This window comes from Psychrobacter maritimus (assembly GCF_904846345.1).
GTDB classification, from domain to species: domain Bacteria; phylum Pseudomonadota; class Gammaproteobacteria; order Pseudomonadales; family Moraxellaceae; genus Psychrobacter; species Psychrobacter maritimus.
The window spans coordinates 503,108-525,470 of sequence record NZ_CAJHAJ010000002.1 but is presented as its reverse complement, the minus strand read 5'-3'; the positions used below and the strand labels follow the sequence as shown (position 1 = coordinate 525,470).

At 42.8% G+C, this 22,363-nt stretch carries 19 protein-coding genes; 10 read left to right on the top strand and 9 right to left on the bottom strand.

All coding sequences use genetic code 11. The features are described from left to right. Positions 1–80 precede the first annotated feature (80 nt). Complete coding sequence (locus tag JMX50_RS04940) at positions 81–1,499, bottom strand: deoxyguanosinetriphosphate triphosphohydrolase (RefSeq protein ID WP_201628650.1); 1,419 nt, start codon at positions 1,497–1,499, stop codon at positions 81–83. 172 nt (positions 1,500–1,671) lie between these two features. Then, the gene (gene ychF, locus JMX50_RS04935; RefSeq protein WP_201564938.1) at positions 1,672–2,763 is read right to left on the bottom strand and encodes a redox-regulated ATPase YchF; all 1,092 of its coding nucleotides are present in this window, start codon (positions 2,761–2,763) and stop codon (positions 1,672–1,674) included. Positions 2,764–3,058: 295 nt separating this feature from the next. Here ychF and JMX50_RS04930 point away from each other — a divergent pair, with 295 nt between their 5' ends. From JMX50_RS04930 to JMX50_RS04900, 7 genes are all read left to right on the top strand, one after another. Further along, positions 3,059–5,254: an ATP-dependent helicase gene (locus tag JMX50_RS04930; protein WP_201628714.1), complete on the top strand. Its 2,196-nt coding sequence runs from the start codon at positions 3,059–3,061 to the stop codon at positions 5,252–5,254. 127 nt (positions 5,255–5,381) lie between these two features. Beyond that, entirely contained in the window at positions 5,382–7,787 is a 2,406-nt protein-coding gene (locus JMX50_RS04925) for a TerB N-terminal domain-containing protein (RefSeq protein WP_201628649.1), read from the top strand. A gap of 35 nt (positions 7,788–7,822) precedes the next feature. Then, positions 7,823–9,145, top strand: a complete 1,323-nt coding sequence (locus JMX50_RS04920; RefSeq protein ID WP_201628648.1) for an ATP-binding protein — start codon at positions 7,823–7,825, stop codon at positions 9,143–9,145. Between the two features lie 28 nt (positions 9,146–9,173). Next, entirely contained in the window at positions 9,174–11,525 is a 2,352-nt protein-coding gene (locus JMX50_RS04915; protein WP_201628647.1) for a DEAD/DEAH box helicase, read from the top strand. A gap of 355 nt (positions 11,526–11,880) precedes the next feature. Next, complete coding sequence (locus tag JMX50_RS04910; RefSeq protein WP_201628646.1) at positions 11,881–13,128, top strand: NAD(P)/FAD-dependent oxidoreductase; 1,248 nt, start codon at positions 11,881–11,883, stop codon at positions 13,126–13,128. 94 nt (positions 13,129–13,222) lie between these two features. Then, positions 13,223–13,561 (top strand): RidA family protein, encoded by a 339-nt coding sequence (locus tag JMX50_RS04905; RefSeq protein WP_201628645.1) that lies wholly within the window; start codon positions 13,223–13,225, stop codon positions 13,559–13,561. A 164-nt stretch (positions 13,562–13,725) separates the two neighbouring features. Beyond that, on the top strand, positions 13,726–14,148 hold the full coding sequence (locus JMX50_RS04900; protein WP_201564935.1) for a tetratricopeptide repeat protein: 423 nt from the start codon (positions 13,726–13,728) through the stop codon (positions 14,146–14,148). A gap of 103 nt (positions 14,149–14,251) precedes the next feature. Here the strand turns inward: JMX50_RS04900 and JMX50_RS04895 are convergent, their stop codons facing one another. Next, on the bottom strand, positions 14,252–15,079 hold the full coding sequence (locus JMX50_RS04895; RefSeq protein WP_227670914.1) for an enoyl-CoA hydratase: 828 nt from the start codon (positions 15,077–15,079) through the stop codon (positions 14,252–14,254). A gap of 240 nt (positions 15,080–15,319) precedes the next feature. Continuing rightward, positions 15,320–16,456: a glycerate kinase gene (locus JMX50_RS04890; RefSeq protein WP_201628644.1), complete on the bottom strand. Its 1,137-nt coding sequence runs from the start codon at positions 16,454–16,456 to the stop codon at positions 15,320–15,322. A gap of 109 nt (positions 16,457–16,565) precedes the next feature. Between JMX50_RS04890 and cobT the strand changes: the two genes are divergently transcribed. From cobT to JMX50_RS04875, 3 genes are read left to right on the top strand one after another with little or no spacing between them, the layout of a single operon-like run. Next, positions 16,566–17,633 carry a nicotinate-nucleotide--dimethylbenzimidazole phosphoribosyltransferase gene (gene cobT, locus JMX50_RS04885; RefSeq protein ID WP_227670913.1) on the top strand — a complete coding sequence of 356 codons (1,068 nt, stop codon included), beginning with the start codon at positions 16,566–16,568 and terminating at the stop codon, positions 17,631–17,633. Continuing rightward, positions 17,633–18,538 carry an adenosylcobinamide-GDP ribazoletransferase gene (gene cobS / locus JMX50_RS04880; RefSeq protein WP_201628642.1) on the top strand — a complete coding sequence of 302 codons (906 nt, stop codon included), beginning with the start codon at positions 17,633–17,635 and terminating at the stop codon, positions 18,536–18,538. The genes cobT and cobS overlap by 1 nt, the downstream gene beginning before the upstream one ends. 37 nt (positions 18,539–18,575) lie before the next feature. Then, entirely contained in the window at positions 18,576–19,130 is a 555-nt protein-coding gene (locus JMX50_RS04875) for a histidine phosphatase family protein (RefSeq protein WP_201628641.1), read from the top strand. Between the two features lie 105 nt (positions 19,131–19,235). On the opposite strand, the gene JMX50_RS04870 is transcribed toward JMX50_RS04875, so the two are convergent. The 5 genes from JMX50_RS04870 to JMX50_RS04850 all read right to left on the bottom strand — a co-directional run bounded on the left by JMX50_RS04870 (position 19,236) and on the right by JMX50_RS04850 (position 22,199). Further along, positions 19,236–19,460: a hypothetical protein gene (locus JMX50_RS04870; RefSeq protein ID WP_201628640.1), complete on the bottom strand. Its 225-nt coding sequence runs from the start codon at positions 19,458–19,460 to the stop codon at positions 19,236–19,238. Positions 19,461–19,717: 257 nt separating this feature from the next. Continuing rightward, positions 19,718–20,227, bottom strand: coding sequence for a 50S ribosomal protein L9 (rplI, locus tag JMX50_RS04865; RefSeq protein ID WP_201543154.1), 510 nt, complete (start codon positions 20,225–20,227; stop codon positions 19,718–19,720). Between the two features lie 26 nt (positions 20,228–20,253). Further along, on the bottom strand, positions 20,254–20,484 hold the full coding sequence (gene rpsR, locus JMX50_RS04860; protein WP_010198808.1) for a 30S ribosomal protein S18: 231 nt from the start codon (positions 20,482–20,484) through the stop codon (positions 20,254–20,256). Between the two features lie 16 nt (positions 20,485–20,500). Beyond that, positions 20,501–20,905, bottom strand: a complete 405-nt coding sequence (rpsF, locus tag JMX50_RS04855) for a 30S ribosomal protein S6 (RefSeq protein ID WP_201628639.1) — start codon at positions 20,903–20,905, stop codon at positions 20,501–20,503. A 310-nt stretch (positions 20,906–21,215) separates the two neighbouring features. Continuing rightward, complete coding sequence (locus JMX50_RS04850; protein WP_227670912.1) at positions 21,216–22,199, bottom strand: RDD family protein; 984 nt, start codon at positions 22,197–22,199, stop codon at positions 21,216–21,218. Between the last annotated feature and the right edge of the window lie 164 nt (positions 22,200–22,363).

The following is a 22,363-nucleotide window of genomic DNA, read 5'->3' as shown; positions in this document are numbered from 1 at the left end:
TCCAGTTTTTAGAATTGGTTTTAGACTGAATTTTAAGCTTGGTTTTAAATTAATTCTAGACTTCTTTTTAAACTTGCGGTTTAAACAATGGTGCCCCAATGTCCTTGTAGCTCTTGCGCCAATCGATACGCTTCATGGTCATTCATACCGGTTATAAAGTCTAAAACATTGAGCATATTATCATAGGTGTCATCGGATAAAACGCGACGATGCTCATCGAGATGCGGCTGTAGCAATTTTAGCAGACGCTGCTGCTCAAAGGACATTTGGGTTATGGAAGCACTGGTCTCATTTGTCCAAGCCAATGGCATAAAAGCATCGAGCAGGCGCTGCAGGCATTGATTGGCCATCAGCTCCATGCGTACTTTACTTGGGTGATTAAATATTTTTTCACGTGCTAATTGCTTGGCTTGGGTGATGCCGCTTTGCACAGTTGCATCACAATGGGCAAACAGGCTGCCCTGTAGCGTCCCTGCCAGCATAGCGTTACTATTGGCTACAAAAGCATCGGTGACAGCATTGACCAAACGCATCATTGCCCGTGCCCGCAGCGATGCCAAATGCTGCCTGACTGACACATGAGTGGGTAAATTAAGAGTGTCAGGGCGCTCGCCAATCAGCTCATAAAAAATAGCCGCAACCTCCGCATAGCTTAGCATATTCAAATTGATGCCATCCTCCAAATCTATCAGCGCATAGCAGATATCGTCTGCCGCTTCCAATAAATAAGCCAGCGGATGACGAGCAAAGCCATCGTGTTGCTCGGAGCGCGGCAGATGTAAACAGGCTGCTAACTCTTCTAATTGAGCTGCCTCACTATAAAAGCAGCCAAATTTTTGCATGTTAGTGGTGGGACTGCCTTGATAAATGAGGTTGCTATGGGTTGCAAGCCAAGGGTATTTCATAAACGCGCCCAAAGTGGCGCAAGTCAAGCGCATACCACCTAAATCAGGGTGGTGCTCATTGCGGGCAAGGATGCGAAATCCCTGCGCATTACCTTCATAAGCCAGCAAATCCAACTGCTCATTGCTACTTAGGTTATGCAAGACCTTTTGACGCTCAGGATGCATAAACCAGTCACGAATGGCGTACTCTCCGGCATGACCAAACGGTGGATTGCCGATATCATGGGCAAGGCAAGCCGCTTGCACAATGACGCCGACATCAGCGGGCGCGACACCATTTGGTAAGCCACCATCTAATTTATCATGCAGCTTTTCTGCTGCCATAATGCCCAAAGAGCGTCCAATACAAGAAACTTCGAGCGAGTGTGTTAAGCGCGTATGAATACCGAGTTGATTGGTCAGGGGATGGACTTGGGTTTTTTGGTTAAGCTGGCGAAAGGAGTGTGAAAACACCAGCCTGTCGTAATCTTTATGAAAGGAGGAGCGCGCGCTGTCCTCGGCAGGGGCTTTTTTATGACTCCCTAAACGCTGCGCATTAAATAGCCTTGCCCAATGGTCACTGGAATTAAGCATTTGATTAACAGAAGCAGTCATAGGTTATAGTCCGTTATTTTTATCATTTTATTTTATCGTTGTTTTTAGAGAGGTTAATTATTCTAACGTTCTTCCCTTTATTATAATAAAAAAAGCCAGCTTTGAAGCTGGCTTTTGGTTGTTCTCTACTAAGACTGTGTAACACGCAATCCGCTCTATTAAACTTTGAACGTTAAACGTTAAAGCGGAAATGCATCACGTCGCCATCTTGCACGATATAGGTTTTACCTTCTAAACGTGATTTACCAGCAGCAGCTGCGCCTTTTTCACCGTTGTATTCGATAAAGTCATCATAAGCAATGACTTCAGCGCGGATAAAGCCACGTTCAAAATCAGTATGAATCACACCAGCGGCTTCAGGAGCCGTTGCACCAACAGCAACTGTCCAAGCGCGGACTTCTTTGACGCCCGCAGTGAAATAAGTCTGCATATCAAGCAACTCATACCCGCCACGAATGACTTGATCAAGGCCAGCCTCTTCCATGTCCATTTCAGCTAGGAAGTCTTTTTTGTCATCTTCATCAAGCTGAGCAATTTCAGATTCGATTTGGTTACATAGCGCAATGACAATAGAATCTTCGCCAGTCGCGTAGTTACGCACTGCATCAAGATATGGATTATTCTCAAAACCATCCTCAGCAACGTTAGCGATATACATGGTTGGCTTTAGGGTAATCAGACCATAACTTCTGATCAGTTTTTGTTCGTCTTTGTCTAAATTGGCAGCGCGAGCCGCTTTACCTTCTGCTAATAAAGGCTCGATTTTTTTGAAAATATCGAGCATAGCAGAGGCGTCTTTATCACCGCCTTTGGCTTTTTTGCTTAAGTTGTGGATAGCGCGCTCAACGGCTTCTAAATCTGCCAATGCCAATTCGGTATTGATGGTTTCGATGTCATCGATAGGGCTGACGCGGCCGTCAACGTGGACGACGTTGTCATCATCAAAGCAGCGTACCACGTGAGCAATCGCATCGGTCTCGCGAATATTGGCTAAAAACTGGTTGCCCATACCTTCGCCTTTTGAGGCGCCCGCGACCAATCCTGCGATATCAACAAACTCCATCGTCGTTGGCAATACGCGCTCAGGCTTGACGATATCAGCCAGTTTTTTCAGGCGTGGATCTGGCACAGGTACGATACCGGTATTGGGATCTTTGGTACAAAATGGAAAGTTTTCAGCGGCGATACCCGCTTTGGTCAAGGCGTTAAACAGGGTGGATTTACCCACGTTTGGTAGACCGACAATGCCGCAATTAAAACCCATAACATGCTCTCAATATATTAATAAAATCAGTCAGTATAAGACTTCGTAAAATAGTAACTCAAAATTGGGCATATTGTAGCAAATTTCAGCCAAAATGGGTGAGGTTGTTGTGCTTACTGTTCCAATTCTTATGGTCAATAACAATACTTAATACTGCCATTTAATATCAATACTCGTTATCAACGACCCTCAGAGCTTTGCCTATTATGATAAGCTACTACCTATAAATGATGATGCATGCTGCTGCGCTGTCATCAATAGCTAGTACGATAAACCATACCAAAGGCAATTGTTAATAATGACCACCATTTTTGCTACCCACCATTATAATTATCCGCAAAATTTCGTTGACATGAAACCCAAGCTTACGCGGCTTGAGCAGGCAATTAAAAAGCTCGAGGCCAATTTGATAAATGCGGATGCTGAAATATTAGAGCAACGGCTTGCCAGTCATTTAGGGTTGCAAGTGGATTATGCCAGTGAGTTAAATCCTAATCAGTTATTGGCTGCTACCACAACTGAGGGCAAGGTGTTGGTTATCGCCGGTGCAGGTTCTGGTAAAACCAAAACCCTGACCTACAGAACCAGCTACCTGATAGAAAATGGTGTAGCGCCAAAAGAGATTCTGCTATTGACCTTTACCCGTAAAGCGGCCAATGAGATTAAAAGTCGCGCTAGAACTTTGCTGGCAAGCCGTCTAGATGATAATAGTCACATAAACGGTAAGGCGTTAAATGATATCACTAGCGGCACTTTTCACTCATTTTGTAATATGTTATTGCGCCAATATTCTGGGCTACTTGGTATCAATCCGCGCTTTACTATTTTAGATACCGGTGACAGTGAAGACGCTATTGATTTAATTAATAAAGAAAAAAAGTATCCGACCAAAATAACCAATCAGGCATTTCCGCGCAAAAAAACCTTGCAAAATATCTTCTCAACCTCTAGAAATCGGCGCATTCATATTCGTGACTTAATTGAAAGCAGTTATCCTGATATCGCCGTGCATATTCCAGTTATTGAGCAATTGGCGGTCGACTTTCATGAGTATAAGCGCGCCAACCATTTATACGATTTTGATGACATCATCAGCCAAGTGGTGCGCCATCTAAAGCACAATGACACCTTTCGTCAGCTACTACAAAAGCACTATCGTTATGTCATGGTCGATGAATATCAAGACACCAATATTCCGCAAAAAGAACTCATTGACCTCATCTGTGCGCCTGCGTCGGTATCGCTGATGGTCGTTGGTGATGATAACCAAAGTATTTATGCTTTTCGCGGTGCCAATTATGAAAATATCTTATTATTTGGCGAAAGCTATCCCGAAGCAAAACTGATTAAGCTAGAGCAAAATTATCGCAGTACGCCAGCGGTGCTTGATTATATCAATGCTTTATCGGCTCAAATTACGTTAGGCTATCAAAAGCAATTGTACTCGGGCGCATCTATAGAAGGCATAAAGCCAGTTTTTCGCCGTTTAAGTGACGAAACGAAAGAGGCTAAATATATAGCTGATAAAATTATCGAATTAAAACCGGATTACGATTATCAAGATTTTGCCGTCTTGTGCCGCACGTCTTTTCAATCCAACTACGTTCAGCTTGAATTTATGGAGCGCAATATTCCCTTTATTGTCGTAGGCGGCATCCGCTTTATTGAAAGACGCCATATCAAGGACGTCTTAGCCTTTGTCAAAATACTCTATAACCCAAATGATACGATTGCATGGCACCGTATTTTAACCTTGTTTAAAGGGGTGGGGGCAGTAACGGCAACGCGCTTGACCCAAGCCATTAATGCCGATAGCAATGTGAATAATAATGTTAATAGTAACGTTAACAACAATACTTTCGAGCCGCTACTATTACCGTCATTTGCGAAAAAAAGCCCACAGCTTAAATCATTGCATACGACTTTGACCAAAGCCAGTCAGGCAGAGTCAGTCGAAATGGTGATTGAGGGGATTCTAGAGTTTTATATTCCTCTGCTAAAAACGATTGAAGAGAATTGGCGTGAACGTAGCGAAGACTTTCGTGTACTCAAAAATTTAGCAACAGAACATGACAGTCTTGATAAATTCTTAGAAAATCTTGCCCTTGATCCGCCCAATGATTCAGTTGTTACCGCAGGCGAACCTGAAAAAGGCGAAGATAGTCATGATAAAGTCACCATTTCTACCATTCATAGTGCCAAAGGACTTGAATGGCCTGTTGTATTTGTCAATTCTCTCGTCGATGGTATGACGCCGCACTATCGCTCGCTCAGTGATTTTGAAGAGTTAGAGGAGGAGCGTAAGCTGTTTTATGTTGCCTGCAGTCGCGCTAAGAGCAGATTGTTTTTAACCGCGCCAGAGTACTTCTCAAGCTATTCAGGATACTTTGATAAGCCCTCAAGATTTATTGCTGAGCTACCTGCTGATAAGTTAACGGTCGAGACAGCTAAAAAGCCTAGAGAAGAAAGTGATGACCCAGTGTGGTGGTAGGTTAATTATTTTGATAAATAAATATAAAAATACAGGCATAAAAAATGCACGTTTGTTGCTAGAATAGATAGGATTACGCGCTTCTATACAATGACATTGGCACTACTTAGTACGGACTTTATATTCCATGAAGAATTTTATTGCAGATGTGAAGGCACTATTTACACAAAAGTACGATGTCGATGCTCAAGGTAATAAAACAGCGAAGCCCACCTTTATAGAATTACCCCCTGATATCAAACCCGACAATTCTTATAGCTTTCGTAGAGATAGCCGTTCTACTCAATATGATGATAACGATGAGTTTGCGTCATTTATTATCTCATCCGCTAAATCCATCACTGCTAGCGATTCATCTAATAAACAGCTAGGACGCTGGGTTAAAGAAAACGAATACTTAACTATTAACGGCCGCTCTATTAATCGCGGTTTTTATTATCTTGGCGGCCAGCTCAAAATGCTAACGGGGTTTGGCTGTGAGCCTGCGCTGGTCGATGACAGCTTACCTGCCAGCTCGCCAAACGTCATTCATAATCTCTCGCAAATTTATCATGATGAGTCGCTTGGCTATTGGCCAAGTTTTGAGCGTTTGTCTGCTAAGTGTCGAGGCGCTTATCTTGATTGGCTCGCCTCAGCGCGCGCGCATCCGAGTACGCCTATCGGCTATGTATTCATCTATTTTAGCGGTTTTGAGCGCTATATTATTGAGCATATTAATGATGATGTCATCTCTGACGCTGAGTTTATTGCTATTTATAAAGAGGTCGTAAGGCTTAATCGCATCTACGGTAATCAGTCTGCTTCGTTTGATAGTTATTCAGCGCATTTTTTATCCTTTATGACTCTCATCCGCTCATTATTATTTGAAGATAAAGCGCAAACGGGACATTTGCCGACACCGCCTATAACTAGCCAAAACTTAAACTTTAAGATGCGTTTGGCAAAGGCAGTAGCGCTGCAAGAGCCTATTCCAGCGCCATTAGCGTGGGAATGGTTGGTATATTCCAATGAATACAACTTTAAAACCCCTGCCAAGCGCTGTGAAGAGGCGTTTAAAGATTTGTTCGAAATCCTTTACCATGATAATTATCCAAACGGATTCATCGCTCCTGTTAATAAGACTCGGCTCAAGCTCAACTATAACGCTGCCAGTCGCTCTATTGTCAGTGTAGAGCTTACCCTTGATGACCTGCCAGACCCAAGCGTTCTACGAGCACCTGTCAAAAAATTGATAACTATCGCTGAGAAGTGTAACGACGCCTTAGATACTTACAGTCGTTATTTGGGCAAGGAGGACAGCTCGGCTGATGATATTACCGCTATTATGTTACTACCAAAGCCTTTGCTTCATAGCATCCATCATCCTGTTATTGAACAATTTAAAACTTGGGCGGATTCTGTTATAGCAAACGATGAAGGGCTGACCACGACTAAAGCATTGTGGGCATATTTAGACGAATCTCCGCTACAAACCGCTGGCAAAACACTGAGTAAAAAACAAAATGAGCTGATTATTAATTTAGTAGAGCTGGCGGGTTTTGGTTTGGCTCCCGACCAGCGTTATCATCAGACGCGCTTGCAATCGGACGGTTATGCCGTACTATTTTCTGGTGGGCATAGCGCCCGTGGTGAGGGCTTTGAGCCCAGTTCGTCTTTCTATCAAGTCAGCTTAGCCATGAGATTAGGGGCAATGGTAGCGACTATTAACGGCTATGTTGATAAAAGGGAAGTTGATACGCTATTGACGCTGCTCAATCAAGACAGTCAGCTGACCTCTACAGAGAAAGAGTCACTGACCGCTTATTTGCTATGGCAATTAAATACCCCTGCCAATATGGCGGGTCTAAAGGCTAACTTGGCGACGCTTGACGAGCAATATATTGGCTTTATCAGCCGTTTTATCATTACCGTGGCTTTAGCGAATGGCAATATTGAACCCAGTCAAATCAAACAAATAGAAAAGTTATATCAAGCTTTAGGTTTGGATAAAACGTTAGTGACCAGTGATATTCATCAGCTGACGACCAGTAAAAAAGTACATACGAACACAAATAATACACCGCAAACTAAGAACAGTAGTCAAGGCAGCCCTTCATTTAGTTTCGATGCCGAACTATTGGCGCTACACGAACGCGAGACAGCAGTGGCGAAAGCGATGCTAAGCAGTATTTTTTCGGTTGAGGATGAAGTAGCTGAGAATGAAACAGAAGAAAACGAACCCTTAGAAGGGGGCGATAAGACAGCGACTGATTATCAAGGTAGTGCGCCTACAGAAAACTTAGATAATGAGGCGATTATAGACGGACTAGATAGCAGTCACAGTCAATTGTATCAAGCGCTTATCAGTGCTGAGGTATGGCAACGTGAAGCGGTTAACGAGTTGTGCGAATCCTTAAATTTGATGATAAATGGCGCTATTGAAACCATTAACGACTGGGCATACGACCACGTTGACGCGCCCGTACTAGAAGATGATGATGAAGTCATCGTCGATTTTGAGATTGTCGAAGAATTAAAAGCTTTACATTCATAACAGATTAAAAGTAGCACTTTAAAAAAGGAATAAATATGAGCGGTAAAAAAATCAGAGCCAAAGAGCGCGATGCAATTATTCAGTCGCTCAAGTCTGGTGTGACTCCCAAAGTTGGTATTCAGCATATCCAAGTCGGGCGTATTAATGAGCTAAAAGCTTTGATAGATGATATTGAGCGTGTGGCCGATGGTGGCTCTGCCTTTCGATTGATTATTGGGGAATATGGGTCAGGAAAAACCTTCTTTTTAAGCGTAGTTCGCGCCATTGCACTTGAGCGTAAACTGGTCACCGTTAATGCCGATTTATCGCCTGATAGACGTATCCAAGCATCATCAGGGCAAGCGAGAAACTTATATTCTGAGCTGATGCGTAACTTATCGACGCGCAATAAGCCTGACGGTAATGGTCTTGCTAGTGTGGTTGAGCGTTTTATTACCGAAGCACGCAAACAGGCGGACAGTAGCGGTGAAGCTATTAGTGACGTCATCCAGCACAATTTGTCTGAGTTGACTGAGCTGGTAGGCGGCTATGACTTTGCTAAAGTTATCGAAGCTTATTGGCAAGGACACGAAGAAGGCAATGACGAGTTAAAAGCTAACGCTATTCGCTGGCTACGGGCGGAGTATGCTACTAAGACCGATGCCAGACGCGACCTAGGCGTACGCACGATTATCTCTGATGCCTCCTTTTATGATTCACTAAAAATTATGAGCTTATTTGTGCGCCAAGCCGGTTATCAAGGATTATTGGTGAATTTGGATGAGATGGTAAATTTATATAAGCTCAATAGCACGCAAGCGCGTCAAGGCAACTATGAGCAAATCTTGCGTATCTTAAATGATTGTTTGCAAGGTACAGCTGAACACTTAGGATTTTTATTAGGTGGTACACCTGAGTTTTTACTCGACCCGCGCAAAGGCTTATACAGCTACGATGCCCTGCAAACGCGCTTGGCGGACAATAGCTTTGCCAAGAAGGCAGGAGTGATTGATTATTCCTCTCCTGCCTTGCATTTAGCCAGTCTAACGCCAGAGGAGCTCTATATCTTGCTCAAAAACCTACGCCACGTTTATGCAGGCGGCGATGAGTCTGCGTACCTAGTGCCCGATGAATCACTACAAGCTTTTTTGCAACACTGTAGCCAAACGATTGGCGATGCTTATTTTAGAACGCCGCGCAATACCATCAAAGCCTTTTTGGATATGCTGGCGGTCATTGACCAAAATCCTACTATCTCATGGAATCATCTGATTCAATCCGTAGCTATCGACCCTGAAACACCTTCTGATATGGACATCGATATGAGCGACCTTGGTGACATAGATGAAGGTGATGGACTAGCAGACTTTAGCTTATAAGACGAATGCCTACTTTGAGAGATTTAATTTGAGAGACGCCCATACCGAGCTTGATAAACGTATACAACGCTGGATATTTAACCAAGGCTGGCATGGACTGCGGGAAGTACAAGCAAAAGCCATTGCGCCCATTTTATCAGGGCAAACGGACGTGCTTATCAGTGCGGCAACGGCTGCAGGTAAAACAGAAGCCTTCTTTTTGCCTGCTTGTAGTGCTATTGCTCATCAAGATAAAGGTGTCGGCATTCTCTATATCAGTCCGCTAAAAGCACTGATTAATGACCAGTATCGACGTCTTCAAGGTCTAGCAGAGTTACTTGATATGCAAGTAACTCCTTGGCATGGTGATAGTCTACAGAGTAAAAAGAAGCAACAGAAAAAGTCACCATCAGGGATTATTTTGATTACCCCTGAATCGCTTGAATCTTTAATGATACGAGATGCAGGCTGGGTAAAACAAGCTTTTGGCGAGCTCAAATATATTGTCATTGACGAATTTCATGCGTTCTTAGGAAGCGAGCGTGGACAGCATTTGTTGTCGCTCTTGACCCGTCTTGAGCATGTGGCTGGACGGCTAGATGCGCCTATTCCGCGAGTCGCGCTTAGTGCCACTTTGGGCAACTTAGAAACTGTACCTTTATCGCTACGTCCTAATAACGCCTTACCTTGTGTCATTGTTGAAGATACTGACTCGACTTCAAGCGTCAAGGTACAACTAAAAGGTTATGTACAGCATAGTCAGATAAGACAAGCGGCGCAAAGTAATGACAACGACGCTGAAACCGATTCTAAAAGCAATAGCGCTACGGATGAAAGTTTTGCAGGTATTGGTTTAGAGAGCGTCAGTATTGATAGCAATGAATCTAAGGATACTAATTCTCAAAATACTGGTTTTCAGATTGTTTATGATGCTCAAACACAAATATGCACAGATTTATATCGCTTTTGTCGTGGCGGTAATCACCTTATCTTTGCTAATAGCCGTGCACGTACAGAACTCATAGCCACGATGCTAAGTGAGAAGTGTGAGCATAATGTTGTCCCCAATGAGTTTTTCCCCCATCACGGCTCATTAGCTAAAGAGTGGAGAGAAGGTTTAGAGCAGCGTTTGCAAAAGGATGATTTGCCGACTACCGCTGTCTGTACAATGACTTTGGAGCTAGGTATTGATATTGGTAAAGTCGATTCTGTCGTGCAAGTGACCGCACCACATTCTGTTTCAAGCTTGCGGCAACGGCTTGGGCGCTCGGGTAGGCGTGGTGGTTCATCAGTTTTGCGCATGCTTATCATCGAAAAACAAATCGATGTAGATACCAGCTTGGTGGATAGGCTACGCTTAGAGCTGGTGCAGTCAATGGCAATGATAAGACTGCTTATTGCTAGTAGATGGTTTGAGCCTGCTGATACTTCCCTCTATCACTTCTCAACGCTATTGCATCAAGTGCTAGCAACCATTGGTCAATGGGGCGGTATTCGCGCCGACCAAATTTATACTTTGCTATGTAGACAAGGGCCTTTTCAAAAGATAACGCCGGCTCATTTTAAATCATTATTAGCACAAATGGGCGCAATGCAACTGATTACACAGCTTGGCAATCAGCAATTGGTGTTAGGAATAGTAGGCGAGCGTATCGTTGGGCACTATACTTTTTATGCAGTGTTTAAAACGCCAGAGGAATATCGTCTTGTAGCAGGTAGTAAAACGCTGGGTACTCTACCTATTACAACTATGTTAATACCTAAACAGTATCTTATTTTTGGAGGTAGGCGCTGGCAAGTAGCAGATATGGATATGGATAAAAAAGTCGTCTATGTCATTGCTGCCAAAGGTGGCGGTGTGCCTCCAGCTTTTGACAGTGGTGGCATGTCAATACATGACCGAGTGCGTCAAGAGATGTATGATATATTAAGTAGTGGCGATTATCGTATTTCAGTCGGTGATAAAAAAATCGATTTCGCTGACAAAACAGCGCGTGAGCTGTTTAAAGAAAGCATTGAGACTTTTAATAGATGTCAATTGCGTCATCGACCAATAATAGATCAAGACGGCAATACTTATATATTCATGTGGCGCGGTGATAAGGTGGTTAATACTTTAATAGCAATACTTATGCTGCATAATTATGATATTGAATCTTATGCTGGAGTAATACGCGTTAATAAAGTCGATTCGGTTCAGATTACGAGGTTCTTACAAGTTTTAGCCTCCAATCCTATACCATTTGCTACTGAGCTTGCCGAAAGCGTACCCAATAAGATAATCGAGAAGTTTGATGAATATCTGCCTGAAGATTTGCTGAATATTGGTTATGGTGCAAAAGTCTTCGATGTTAATGGTCTCAGTGATTGGTTGCAGTTATTTGCTAAAAACAAGCTGTAAAATGAAGTTGTTCTTTAAACATTTCAATAATCTGATTGTCAAATAAATAGCCAATCCAAGCTAACAAAGATGCAATTTCCACTGACAAAAATTTCTACTTCACTTGCTACTGATGACTTCATAGATGCCTTAATTCATTAGATGTATTTTCGTATTACCCGTCAATGACCACTAAATTGCCGCGTTATTCCTATCAAAAATACCTTCCATTGAAATCCATAACCAAAAGTATTTAATAGCAAAAATATTTATATCATAAGGGTTTAATCTGGCGCTCAATGCGTTACTATTACTCCCTTATCTATTATTTCTTCTATTTTATACTTTGTATTAAGACCTTAAAAAAGGACAAGTTATGCGCTATGAAGTGATCGTTATCGGTGCAGGGATGGTCGGCACCTCAGTTGCTTGGCATCTACAAAAAAATAACGCTCAAGTATTGCTGTTAGACAAAAAATTACCGGGCTCTGAGACTTCATACGGCAATGCGGGTTTGATTCAGCGTGAGGCGATTCATACCCATCCGTTTCCACGCCACCTGACTGAAATGATACGTGTATTGCCGAACCAAGGGACCGATATTCGCTATCGAATCCCAGCGATTTTGCGTTATCATCAGGCGCTATTGCAGTATTGGAAATATTCTACACCTGCTTCAGTCAAAAAAATAGAAGCGGAATGGCAGACGTTGATTGAGCATTGTACCAGCGAGCACCAAACCATGATTGAAGCCTCTGGTGCTGATGAATTGATTACCCGTGATGGCTGGTTGCAGCTGCATCGCTCTGAAGAGACGTTTAAAGAAGCCATTGCTGCTGCTATTGACGCGCGCAATCAGGGTGTTGAGCATAACGTCTTGACGGTTGAAGCGTTAAAAGCCATGGAGCCTAGTGCCAATTTTGACGCGTTCGTTGGCGCGATTCATTGGCTCAACTCTTGGCAAGTGTCAAACCCAAGCTCACTTGTAAAAGCTTATGCTAAAAACTTCCAAGAGATGCAAGGTACCATCAAAGAAAGCAGCGTCAAAGAAATTGTACAAGAAGAAAACGGCTGGAAAGTCATTACCGACAATGACACTTATTACAGTGATAAATTGGTCATTGCCGCTGGACCTTGGTCGAATGATTTAATCAAACCGCTTGGTTATGATTTGCCGTTGTTCCCGATGCGTGGCTATCATCAGCATTTTAAAGTGAATGAGAAAAACACCATTCATCATAGTATGTTTGATATGGATAAAGGCTTTGTGATGGGGCCAATGCAGCAAGGTATCCGCATTACTACTGGTGCTGAGATGACCACGATGAATGCGCCAAAGAACTTTGGCCAATTAAATACCGTGTTAAAACTTGCGCGCAAAATACTACCGCTAGAAGATGCCGTTGAAAGTGAAGCATGGGCAGGCTCACGTCCTTGTATGCCTGATATGAAGCCGGTTATCGGTCCTGCGCCTAAGCATGACAAATTATGGTTTGCCTTTGGTCATAGCCATCAAGGCTTTACCTTAGGGCCGATGACCGGTCGTATCGTCGAAGAGATGATTCATGAAAAGCCGCTATTGGTCGATATTAAACCCTTTAGCGCCGATCGTTTTTCTCGCTAATTTCTTGCTAAGCACTGTTTAATAAAACGTGAGCCATCTATATATTTAAACGCTCATGTATTTAAGACCATTAAAAAATTAAGGATAATAATCCATGCAAAAGCTGCATAGTAACCAACGTATGAGTAAAATCGTAGTGCATAACCAGACCGTTTATTTATGTGGTCAAGTGGGCAATAGCGAAGACGATATCAAAGCGCAAACCTTGACGTGTTTAGAGAAGATACAAGCACTGTTAGAGGAAGTGGGCAGCGATAAATCAAAGCTATTGTCAGTGACAGTCTGGATAAAAGATATGGCAGACTTTGCTGCAATGAATGAAGTGTGGGATAAATGGTTTGAAGGCGTGCAGCCACCCGCTCGTGCTTGCGGCGAGTCGGCATTGGCACGTCCTGAACTATTGGTTGAGATGATTGCCATCGCTGCTGAGTAAACGTTGCCATTTCATTGGCTATATTAACTGCTTATTTTATTAGCTAAATACAGTATAAGGGTGTGATATCGATATCACGCCCTTTTCTATGAGCTATTCAGGCAAACTAGTCTATAATCAACGCCATTAACGTATTTGACGAACAACTAACAGGGTTATCCATCATGATTAATACCAAAATATATAAATCCATTTATGTGCTAGCAGAAAAACTGCTAGAAGCGGACAGTAAAAACGATCAAAAAACCTTTGATATGCTATATGCGCAGTTAAAAGATCTTTGTAACGAGAATGAAAAGAGCGATAAAGACCATCCTGAACAGTGGGAGACATTGGCTGACTTTACCGAAGATTTGGATGAAGCATTGGTTATCTATCAAAAAGCGTTAGATAAAGCCGCGGCGATTAATTCAAAAGACCATTTGGCATCAATTGCATTTTCTATGGCTGAGCTGCAAATCGAATTGGGTCAAACAGAGGCGGCTATCGAAAACCTACAAAATGCTAAAATTAGCGCCAATAAAATCGAAGACAGAGAATTTAAAGTTGAGATAAATGAGTTGTTGGCGAAATTATTAGCAGAGTAGTTTTCATTATTGTCCTTCTTTATTGAGCAAAGCGTATTGTATTATCTAAAAAGTCGCGTGTGCCGATATCAGTATTTTATGTTATAAAATGCTGATATTGCTCTTAGTGCCCTGTCCATACGGCAGGACGCTTTTCGATAAAGGCATCAATCCCTTCACTCACATCATCCGCCATCATATTGCAGCTCATCACCTCGCTGGCATACTCATAAGCCTCTGCCAATGCCATATCCAACTGGTTATAGAACATGGTTTTGCCGGTGGTCAAAGCGACTGAGGATTTGGCGATAATGCTATCTATTAAAGACTGCAAAGTCGTATCTAATTGCTCTGCGCTTGCCACACGGTTGATGAGTCCTTGTTGCAGTGCGGTATGAGCATCGATAAATTCACCGGTGATGAGCATCTCAAATGCTTGCTTACGAGAGAGGTTGCGACTGACTGCTACTGCAGGGGTGGAACAAAACAGCCCTACGCTAATACCAGAAGTGGCAAATTTGGCATTGTCCGAGGCGACAGCTAAATCACATGCTGCCACCAGCTGACAGCCAGCAGCAGTAGCGATGCCCTCTACTTTAGCTATTACCACTTGTGGCATGCGATTGATGGTCAGCATCATCTGGCTGCACTGTTCAAATAAGGCGCGCTGAAAGGCCTTTTCTGGATTGGCGCGCATCTCTTTTAGATTATGACCGGCACAAAAGGCCTTACCGTTTGCGGCAATCACTAGTACCTGTGTACTCGTATCTTGCGCGATGCTGTCAAGCTCTGTTTGCATAGCAGATAACATATCTACTGATAGCGCGTTAAATTGTTTGGGACAGTTGAGTGTCAACGTCACAACACTGCCTAAGTTTTCTCTAATAACCAAGGGCTCGCTGGGATTCATTGAGGAGCAGGGTTCTGATGGCTTGAGATTATGGTTATTCATTTATCGTCCTTGATAACTGCTAATTAATAAGCACTAGCTAAATTTAGAATAAAATAAAAAAGAGACTTAAATCATAACCCAAATAGTAGCATGCCTAACTCCTTAAGTGACTTCCTTATGCAACAGCTCAGTATTGTTGATAGCTCACATAAAAATAGCGCTCTTAGATGATAAGAGCACCATTTAACGCTAATACAGTCAAAAATGGCTATGAGAAAATATAAAGTAGCTCTATAAATACTATTTTATGCGTTGACCCAATTTTATCGCCGCTGCAATATTGGCAGCGGTGATTTCAATATTATGATAAGCGTTTTTAAAGACATTATCGATGGACTCTAGCTTTTGGATACTGGGCATAATAACCTCAAACTGACTGGTTTGAGCAGGTTCTAGCCCATCAACACTGCCGCAAATAGCAATCACTGGCGTCTGGCTGACTTTGGCGATTTGGCTAATGCCGCCAGCTACTTTACCCATGGCAGATTGAGCGTCAAGCTTGCCTTCACCAGTGATGACTAAATCTGCATCGGCAATATGTTGTGATAAGTTGGTAACTTTTGCCACTGTATCAAAGCCTGATGTTAACTCAGCTTGGCAAAAGCTGATTAACGCATAGCCAAGCCCACCTGCAGCACCAGCACCCGCTATGTCTTGGTAATTCTGATAGCCATGCTGCTCACATACACTCGCAAAATGCGTTAGCGCTTTATCCAAATCATTGATTTGCTGCGGGCTGGCGCCTTTTTGAGGGCCAAATATTACACTGGCACCCAACTCGCCACATAAAGGGTTGGTGACATCACACGCTACTTCAAATACTGTCTCCAGCACGCTAGTATGGAAGTTTGTCGCATCTAATCGTTGCAAGTTGGCAAGCGCGCCGCCGCCTTGGGCTAACGTATTGTCGTCACTATCATGAAACGTCATGCCAAGCGCCATTAGCATACCAAGTCCCGCATCATTGGTGGCGCTACCACCCAAACCGATAATGATGCGTTTAACGCCTTCATCTAAAGCATCCGCAATAAGTTCGCCGACTCCGTAGCTACTCGTAATTAACGGATTTCTTTCTTCAGTCGTCAATAAATGTAGACCGCAGGCTTGAGCACTTTCAATTACGGCTGTCTCATTTTCTAATAGCAGATATTTAGCATTGATTGGTCGCATTAAGGGGTCATGGACTCGCACTTCTTTCCAGCGGCCACCTAGTACATAAGACAATACTGCAGAAGTTCCTTCACCGCCATCTGCCATGGGTAGCAGCTTATAGTCAGCGTCAGGAAACACTTGACTGAATCCAGACTGGATAGCGTGGCAGACATCTAATGCCTCTACACTTTCTTTAAATGAGTCAGGGGCGATTAAAATTTTCATGAAATACTCTACGATTATGCAAGTTGGAATTGTGCAATTAAGCCAATCATATCATTATAAATTGGATAATCTGCTACCATAGTCTCCTGTTTCATTTATAACCTTTAGGATGATTGCCTTGACCACCTTTACCGCGCCTACTATTCCCAATATCGAAAATAATGAGCTGCGCCAGCAGTTGCAGCAAATCATCGACCAAAAGACCAAGCCGCTTGGCGCCCTTGGACGTTTAGAAACGCTCGCTGTGCAGTTAGGTATGATTCAAGGTACGACCGCGCCGCATATTAATCAGCCACAGATTCGAGTATTTGCCGCCGATCATGGCTTAACCAAGCATGGCACATCCGCATATCCTAGTGCTGTGACTGCGCAGATGGTTTATAACTTTTTACAAGGCGGCGCTGCTATCAATGTCTTAGCCCGTCAGCATAATATTGAGCTAAAAGTGGTCGATGCTGGTGTCGATGCCGACTTTGCCAATTCTCCTTTTAAAGACCATGCGCAATTGCTCGATTATAAAGTCCGTCACGGTAGCCGTGATGCGCTAACCGAGCCTGCGATGAGCGCAGCAGAGTGTTTAGCTGCCTTAGAGAACGGCATGGACGTGGTCAAGAGCATGGCGGGTAATTTGCTTATCGTCGGAGAGATGGGCATTGGTAACACCTCCGCGGCAAGTCTTTTGCTGGCAAGATTGGGCGATACACCGATTAATGATTGTATCGGTCGCGGCACCGGTCTTGACGATGCAGGGTTACAACACAAGGCGACTATTTTAACGCAAGTGTTGGCGCGTCATAGCGAAGCACAAGCGCCATTCGACATACTTGCTGCGTTGGGCGGGCTTGAGATTGCTATGATGGCAGGGGCGCTGATTCAGGCCGCCAGTGAGCGTCGTATTCTTTTAATCGATGGTTTTATTGCTAGTAGCGCGTTGTTGGCTGCTGAGCGCCTAGCGCCCGGTGTTGCTCAATATGCTGTCTTTGCCCATCATTCGGTTGAACCCGGGCATGCGCATTTATTAAAACTGCTCAATGCTGAGCCATTACTCAATATGGGTATGCGCCTAGGTGAGGGTAGCGGTGCGGCACTGGCTTATCCATTGCTTCAGTCGGCTTGTGCCATTATCAATGAGATGTCAAGTTTTAATGATGCCGGTATTAGTGGACAAAACAGCTAATGTCACAATTATCAAAAAAGCCATCAAAACAACCATTAAATCAGTCATTGAATCAACCAGAGCCGCCACAGCAACCATCGTCTAAATCAAGCGTTGGTGAATTTATAAAACATGAATGGCGTCTATTATTGGTGGCGGTGCAGTTTTTAACGCGTCTGCCCATACCGCAATTTGCCAATTACAATCCGCAGTGGTTGCACCAGAGCAGCCGTCATTTTCCTGGAGTAGGTTTATTGGTTGGGCTGCTCTGCGCTGGCGTATTTTGGCTAGGCAGTATCTTATTTACGCCCTTGGTAGCAGCAGTAATAAGTACCGCTTTTGGGATTAGGCTCACTGGCGCTTTCCATGAAGATGGACTTGCTGATAGTTGCGATGGTTTAGGCGGTGGTCTGACCCGCGAGCGTACTTTAACCATTATGAAAGACTCACGTTTAGGAACTTATGGTGTACTAGGGTTGGTATGCGCGTTACTTATCAAAATCAGTTTACTGACTGCCATGCCACTATCGGTGGCTATTGTGGCGCTGATTATTGGTCATACCGCCTCACGCTTATTATGTATTAGCTTACTGGCGCTATTGCCTTATGGCGGTGAGATTGAACATGCTAAAGCTAAGCCGATGGCGCAGCAGCTGACGCCTTTTCAAGGACTATTGAGTAGTGGGTGGTTGCTATTGGCTGGCGTGTTAGTCATGCTTTTGTTTCCTGCTACCGTGCAGCAGATTGGTGTCTGGCAATGGCTATTGGCTTTATTATTAGGCATCGTAGCGACGGACTATATGCGCCGTTTATTACGCAGACGTTTAGAGGGTTATACGGGTGATGGATTAGGTGCCACGCAGCAGCTGAGTGAGATTGCCATTTATATCGGACTTGCTGCCTCTATATCTATACCGTTTATCTGATATAAAAGTGATGGTCGAAATAGGATACTAACAGCAAATGATATTTCATATTTGGCGGCATCCGAAGCCAATTGCAGCTAATGGGTTTTGCATCGGACAGACGGATATCAGTGTCGATAAACGCAAAATCAAACGCCTTGCTAATAAAATACAGCGCTTTGTGCGTCTGCATCAATTACCAAAATTCATTTGGGTCAGCCCGTTACAGCGCTCATTAAGAGTGGGTGAGATGCTAGCGAAGCAAGGCTTTCAATATCATGTCGCCCCTGAGCTTGCAGAGATTGATTTTGGTAACTGGGATGGTCAGCCTTGGGCACAAATACCAAAACAAGAGATTGATGATTGGTGTAATAACTTTGCTGATTTTGCACCTAAGCACGGCGAAAGTTTACAGCAGTTATTTGAGCGTGTGGAGAACTGGTTAAATGAGATTGCTAGACAAAATAGCAGTCATAGACCAATATTGGTCGTCGGTCATGCAGGTTGGATAAATGCTGCTAGTATGATAGTTGCTGGACAAGAAATGCCGAAGAAAGCCGTTAAATGGCCACGACCCGTCAATTATTTAGAGCATTCTCAACTAGATTTTTAACCAAAAAAAACTGACCATTTATAATGGCCAGTTTTTTGGATAATGCATTTTTTTAATCTATTTTTCATCATTAATGTCTATCATCAATACATAAATAAAAACTGCCTAAGCAATCTTATCAAACCAAGCTTTATTATCTGCTGCACTCATAGAATCAAAGCTAACATAAATACCTTCGTCATCTAAAGTTGCGTACCAGTGATCATCGTTATTACCCGTCAGCACCTGAAAGTATTTATTATTAACAATTCTACCAACGGTATATATCTCGCCTTTTGAATAAAACTCGTTACCTTGGATACAGATTAATTTGTCATCAGTATTTATCATAGCGTCTCATTTTATCCGTAGTTATACATTTATATAGGTATAGGATAGCAATTAAGATGTTGATATTAAAGGTGACTTTATAAGCAGTAGTTTATTATTAAGTATAGATTGTATGGGTATTTTATTACCTATTATTGCTCTCAGATATCATTGTAAGTTTTTATTAAATAGTTTATCAGATTTAGCTTGGCGAGATTCAAAACAAAAAAAAGCCAGCAACATGACGTTACTGGCTTTTTTTAGACTCGTACTAAATATTACTCTTCAGAGTAATCTTCGTTCTCGTCTTCAACTTCTTCTGCTGAATCTTGAGTGTCGCCATCTTCTGAAAGAATGGTTACTAAGATACTAGCAGTAACGTCGTGGTGTAGCTGAATATCAACATTATATTCGCCAACTTGACGTAAAGTGCCTTCAGGTAGCTTGATTTCAGCACGGTCAACTTCTAGACCTGAGTTAGTCAATGCTTCAGCGATATCGCGAGTACCGATAGAGCCGAATAGCTTGCCTTCGTCACCTGATTTAGCGCGCATGATAACATTAACGTCAGTTAATGCGTCAGCACGTTCTTGAGCAACAGCTACTTCTTTTGCTTCTTCAGCTTCAAGCTCAGCACGACGTGCTTCGAACTTTTCAATGTTAGCTGCAGTAGCAGGTAGTGCTTTACCCAAAGGGATAAGAAAGTTACGTCCGTAACCTGGTTTCACATCGACAGTTTCACCGAGTTTACCAAGGTTGACGATACGCTGTAACAAAATAATTTGCATGAGTCATTCCTAGTTAAAATTAACGGTTAACCCTGATGGTTATCAGTGTATGGAAGTAGCGATAAATAACGAGCTTGTTTGATAGCAGTCGCTAGTTGACGCTGATACTTAGTAGATGTACCGGTAATGCGGCTTGGTACGATTTTACCATTATCACTGATGTACTGTTTTAGCAATTCAACATCTTTATAATCGATGTGAGTGATGCCTTCAGCAGTGAAACGGCAGAATTTGCGACGGCGATAGAAACGTGCCATGAGTATTCTCCTTTAATTAGTCTTCACTGTGGTCGTTGTCGTCACTGTCGTTCTCACGACTGTCAGGACGACGAGTAGTTGCTTTGCGTGCGCGTTTTTCATCGGCATTCTTGGCTAACTGCGACTCTTCAGTGACAGCATCGTCACGGCGCATAACTAGACTACGAATGATCGCGTCGTTATAACGGAATAATTCTTCAAGTTCAGCTAAAGTTTCACCGTCAGTTTCAATGTTGAAAAGAACGTAATGAGCTTTGTGAATCTTGTTGATTGGGTAAGCCAGTTGACGGCGGCCCCAATCTTCTAGACGATGGATTGTGCCGTTGTTGTCTTGAACCAACTTGATATAGCGTTCAACCATGCCGACCACTTGGTCGCTTTGGTCTGGGTGTACAAGTAACACCAGTTCGTAATGTCGCATTATGACTCCTTACGGATTAGTAGCTATTAACCCTATGTTAATAGCAAGGAGATTTATAAGGTAAGCCCAAATTTTATCGAATTCTATAAAAACAATAGGGGATAAGCTTAGTTTATAAAGCGCCGTATTATAACAGTACTCGGTGCTTAACACAAAGGTTAATCACTAAGAGGCTGTCAATAAACAATAAAAGCAGCAAATACTGCTCTGCTAATAAAAAAGCAGCGCCTAAACGCCACTTTTTAATATAACTTTATGATATTTATAATAATCTGTTTATAACAAGGCTATAAATTAATTATTAAGTTAATTATTTTACTTTTGGCTTTTTGACCAATTGGCTGCTATCCGCTTTTACCACTAGGGTTTTAGCAAGTTTGTCATGCCAACCGATATTTTCAGGGCTTTTTGAGGCCATATAATAATGAACAATAATAACTACAAACCCTAAGAAGCTGGTAAACGAAAACAACAAATTATAAATAATAAACAGCAGCAAGGTACGCATGCCAATAAGCTTGGTAAAAGATGGCAGGCGATGGGTCGTTTGGTCGACGACGCGGATACCGGTAATCAGCTTACCAAGTGATTGCCCGCGCAAGGTAATAAATACCAGTTGCAGCGCAAACAAACCAAATACCATCACTTGTGACATCATCAAGGTGCTGCTTGGAATACTTTCCATGAGCGTCATTGAGTACTGATAAGCGGCATCCATATCTTGGATGTTTTGAAACTTGGTATAATCCACGTCCATCTTGGTCAACGCCATGACTAGCGGAAAAATCGCTAATACATACAGCAAGCCATTGAGCGCAGTTGCCAACACTCGCGACATGATAGGCGCAAGCACAACATCACCGACGACTTTATCGTTGTCGGAAATCTTTTTGGCACCAGACTTATTCAATGACACATTACTATTTGGTGTGTATTGACGATTGGTTGTCATGTCCACTTTGCTGTTTTTAGCGTTTTCTGCTGGACGTTCAGGCTTGCCATATAATCTGTCTAGCGATACGGCTTTGTCATCTTGACCCATAGTACTAGCAGAATCTTCTGGAAAGATAGTGACATTATTAATAATAGAGTTGTTATTGTCCGCCGTCACTATAGGAGCAGGACGATAGTAAGTCTGATTGTTGGTTAAGTTACCGACACGCTGCCACTGATCTAAGCCTTCATGCCATATCAAATCATCTAATACGACTTCGCCAGAGGTGAGCATGATATTGAGCTGATCCAAAGTGTATGGACCGGCTTGTACGTTATTTCGAGCAAGGAAAATCTGCATAATTGCCTACATAGTTAGTCATATCTCAAGTCACTTTTTATGAGTAGCTATTTTTAAAGAGCTGTTTTTAATAAATGGTCTTTAAAGCTACTTTTAAGTCACTTTTGGTAATACATTATATTAGGGTCTATTTGAAAAAATCAAATAGACCCTAATGATTATAT

What these genes read in the sequence shown, in the direction of transcription:
- JMX50_RS04940 (WP_201628650.1), bottom strand. Translation starts at nt 1,499, where the DNA reads ATGACTGCTTCTGTTAATCAAATGCTTAATTCCAGTGACCATTGGGCA.
- ychF (WP_201564938.1), bottom strand. Translation starts at nt 2,763, where the DNA reads ATGGGTTTTAATTGCGGCATTGTCGGTCTACCAAACGTGGGTAAATCC.
- JMX50_RS04925 (WP_201628649.1), top strand. Translation starts at nt 5,382, where the DNA reads ATGAAGAATTTTATTGCAGATGTGAAGGCACTATTTACACAAAAGTAC.
- JMX50_RS04920 (WP_201628648.1), top strand. Translation starts at nt 7,823, where the DNA reads ATGAGCGGTAAAAAAATCAGAGCCAAAGAGCGCGATGCAATTATTCAG.
- JMX50_RS04910 (WP_201628646.1), top strand. Translation starts at nt 11,881, where the DNA reads ATGCGCTATGAAGTGATCGTTATCGGTGCAGGGATGGTCGGCACCTCA.
- JMX50_RS04905 (WP_201628645.1), top strand. Translation starts at nt 13,223, where the DNA reads ATGCAAAAGCTGCATAGTAACCAACGTATGAGTAAAATCGTAGTGCAT.
- JMX50_RS04900 (WP_201564935.1), top strand. Translation starts at nt 13,726, where the DNA reads ATGATTAATACCAAAATATATAAATCCATTTATGTGCTAGCAGAAAAA.
- JMX50_RS04895 (WP_227670914.1), bottom strand. Translation starts at nt 15,079, where the DNA reads ATGAATAACCATAATCTCAAGCCATCAGAACCCTGCTCCTCAATGAAT.
- JMX50_RS04890 (WP_201628644.1), bottom strand. Translation starts at nt 16,456, where the DNA reads ATGAAAATTTTAATCGCCCCTGACTCATTTAAAGAAAGTGTAGAGGCA.
- cobT (WP_227670913.1), top strand. Translation starts at nt 16,566, where the DNA reads ATGATTGCCTTGACCACCTTTACCGCGCCTACTATTCCCAATATCGAA.
- cobS (WP_201628642.1), top strand. Translation starts at nt 17,633, where the DNA reads ATGTCACAATTATCAAAAAAGCCATCAAAACAACCATTAAATCAGTCA.
- JMX50_RS04875 (WP_201628641.1), top strand. Translation starts at nt 18,576, where the DNA reads ATGATATTTCATATTTGGCGGCATCCGAAGCCAATTGCAGCTAATGGG.
- JMX50_RS04870 (WP_201628640.1), bottom strand. Translation starts at nt 19,460, where the DNA reads ATGATAAATACTGATGACAAATTAATCTGTATCCAAGGTAACGAGTTT.
- rplI (WP_201543154.1), bottom strand. Translation starts at nt 20,227, where the DNA reads ATGCAAATTATTTTGTTACAGCGTATCGTCAACCTTGGTAAACTCGGT.
- rpsR (WP_010198808.1), bottom strand. Translation starts at nt 20,484, where the DNA reads ATGGCACGTTTCTATCGCCGTCGCAAATTCTGCCGTTTCACTGCTGAA.
- rpsF (WP_201628639.1), bottom strand. Translation starts at nt 20,905, where the DNA reads ATGCGACATTACGAACTGGTGTTACTTGTACACCCAGACCAAAGCGAC.
- JMX50_RS04850 (WP_227670912.1), bottom strand. Translation starts at nt 22,199, where the DNA reads ATGCAGATTTTCCTTGCTCGAAATAACGTACAAGCCGGTCCATACACT.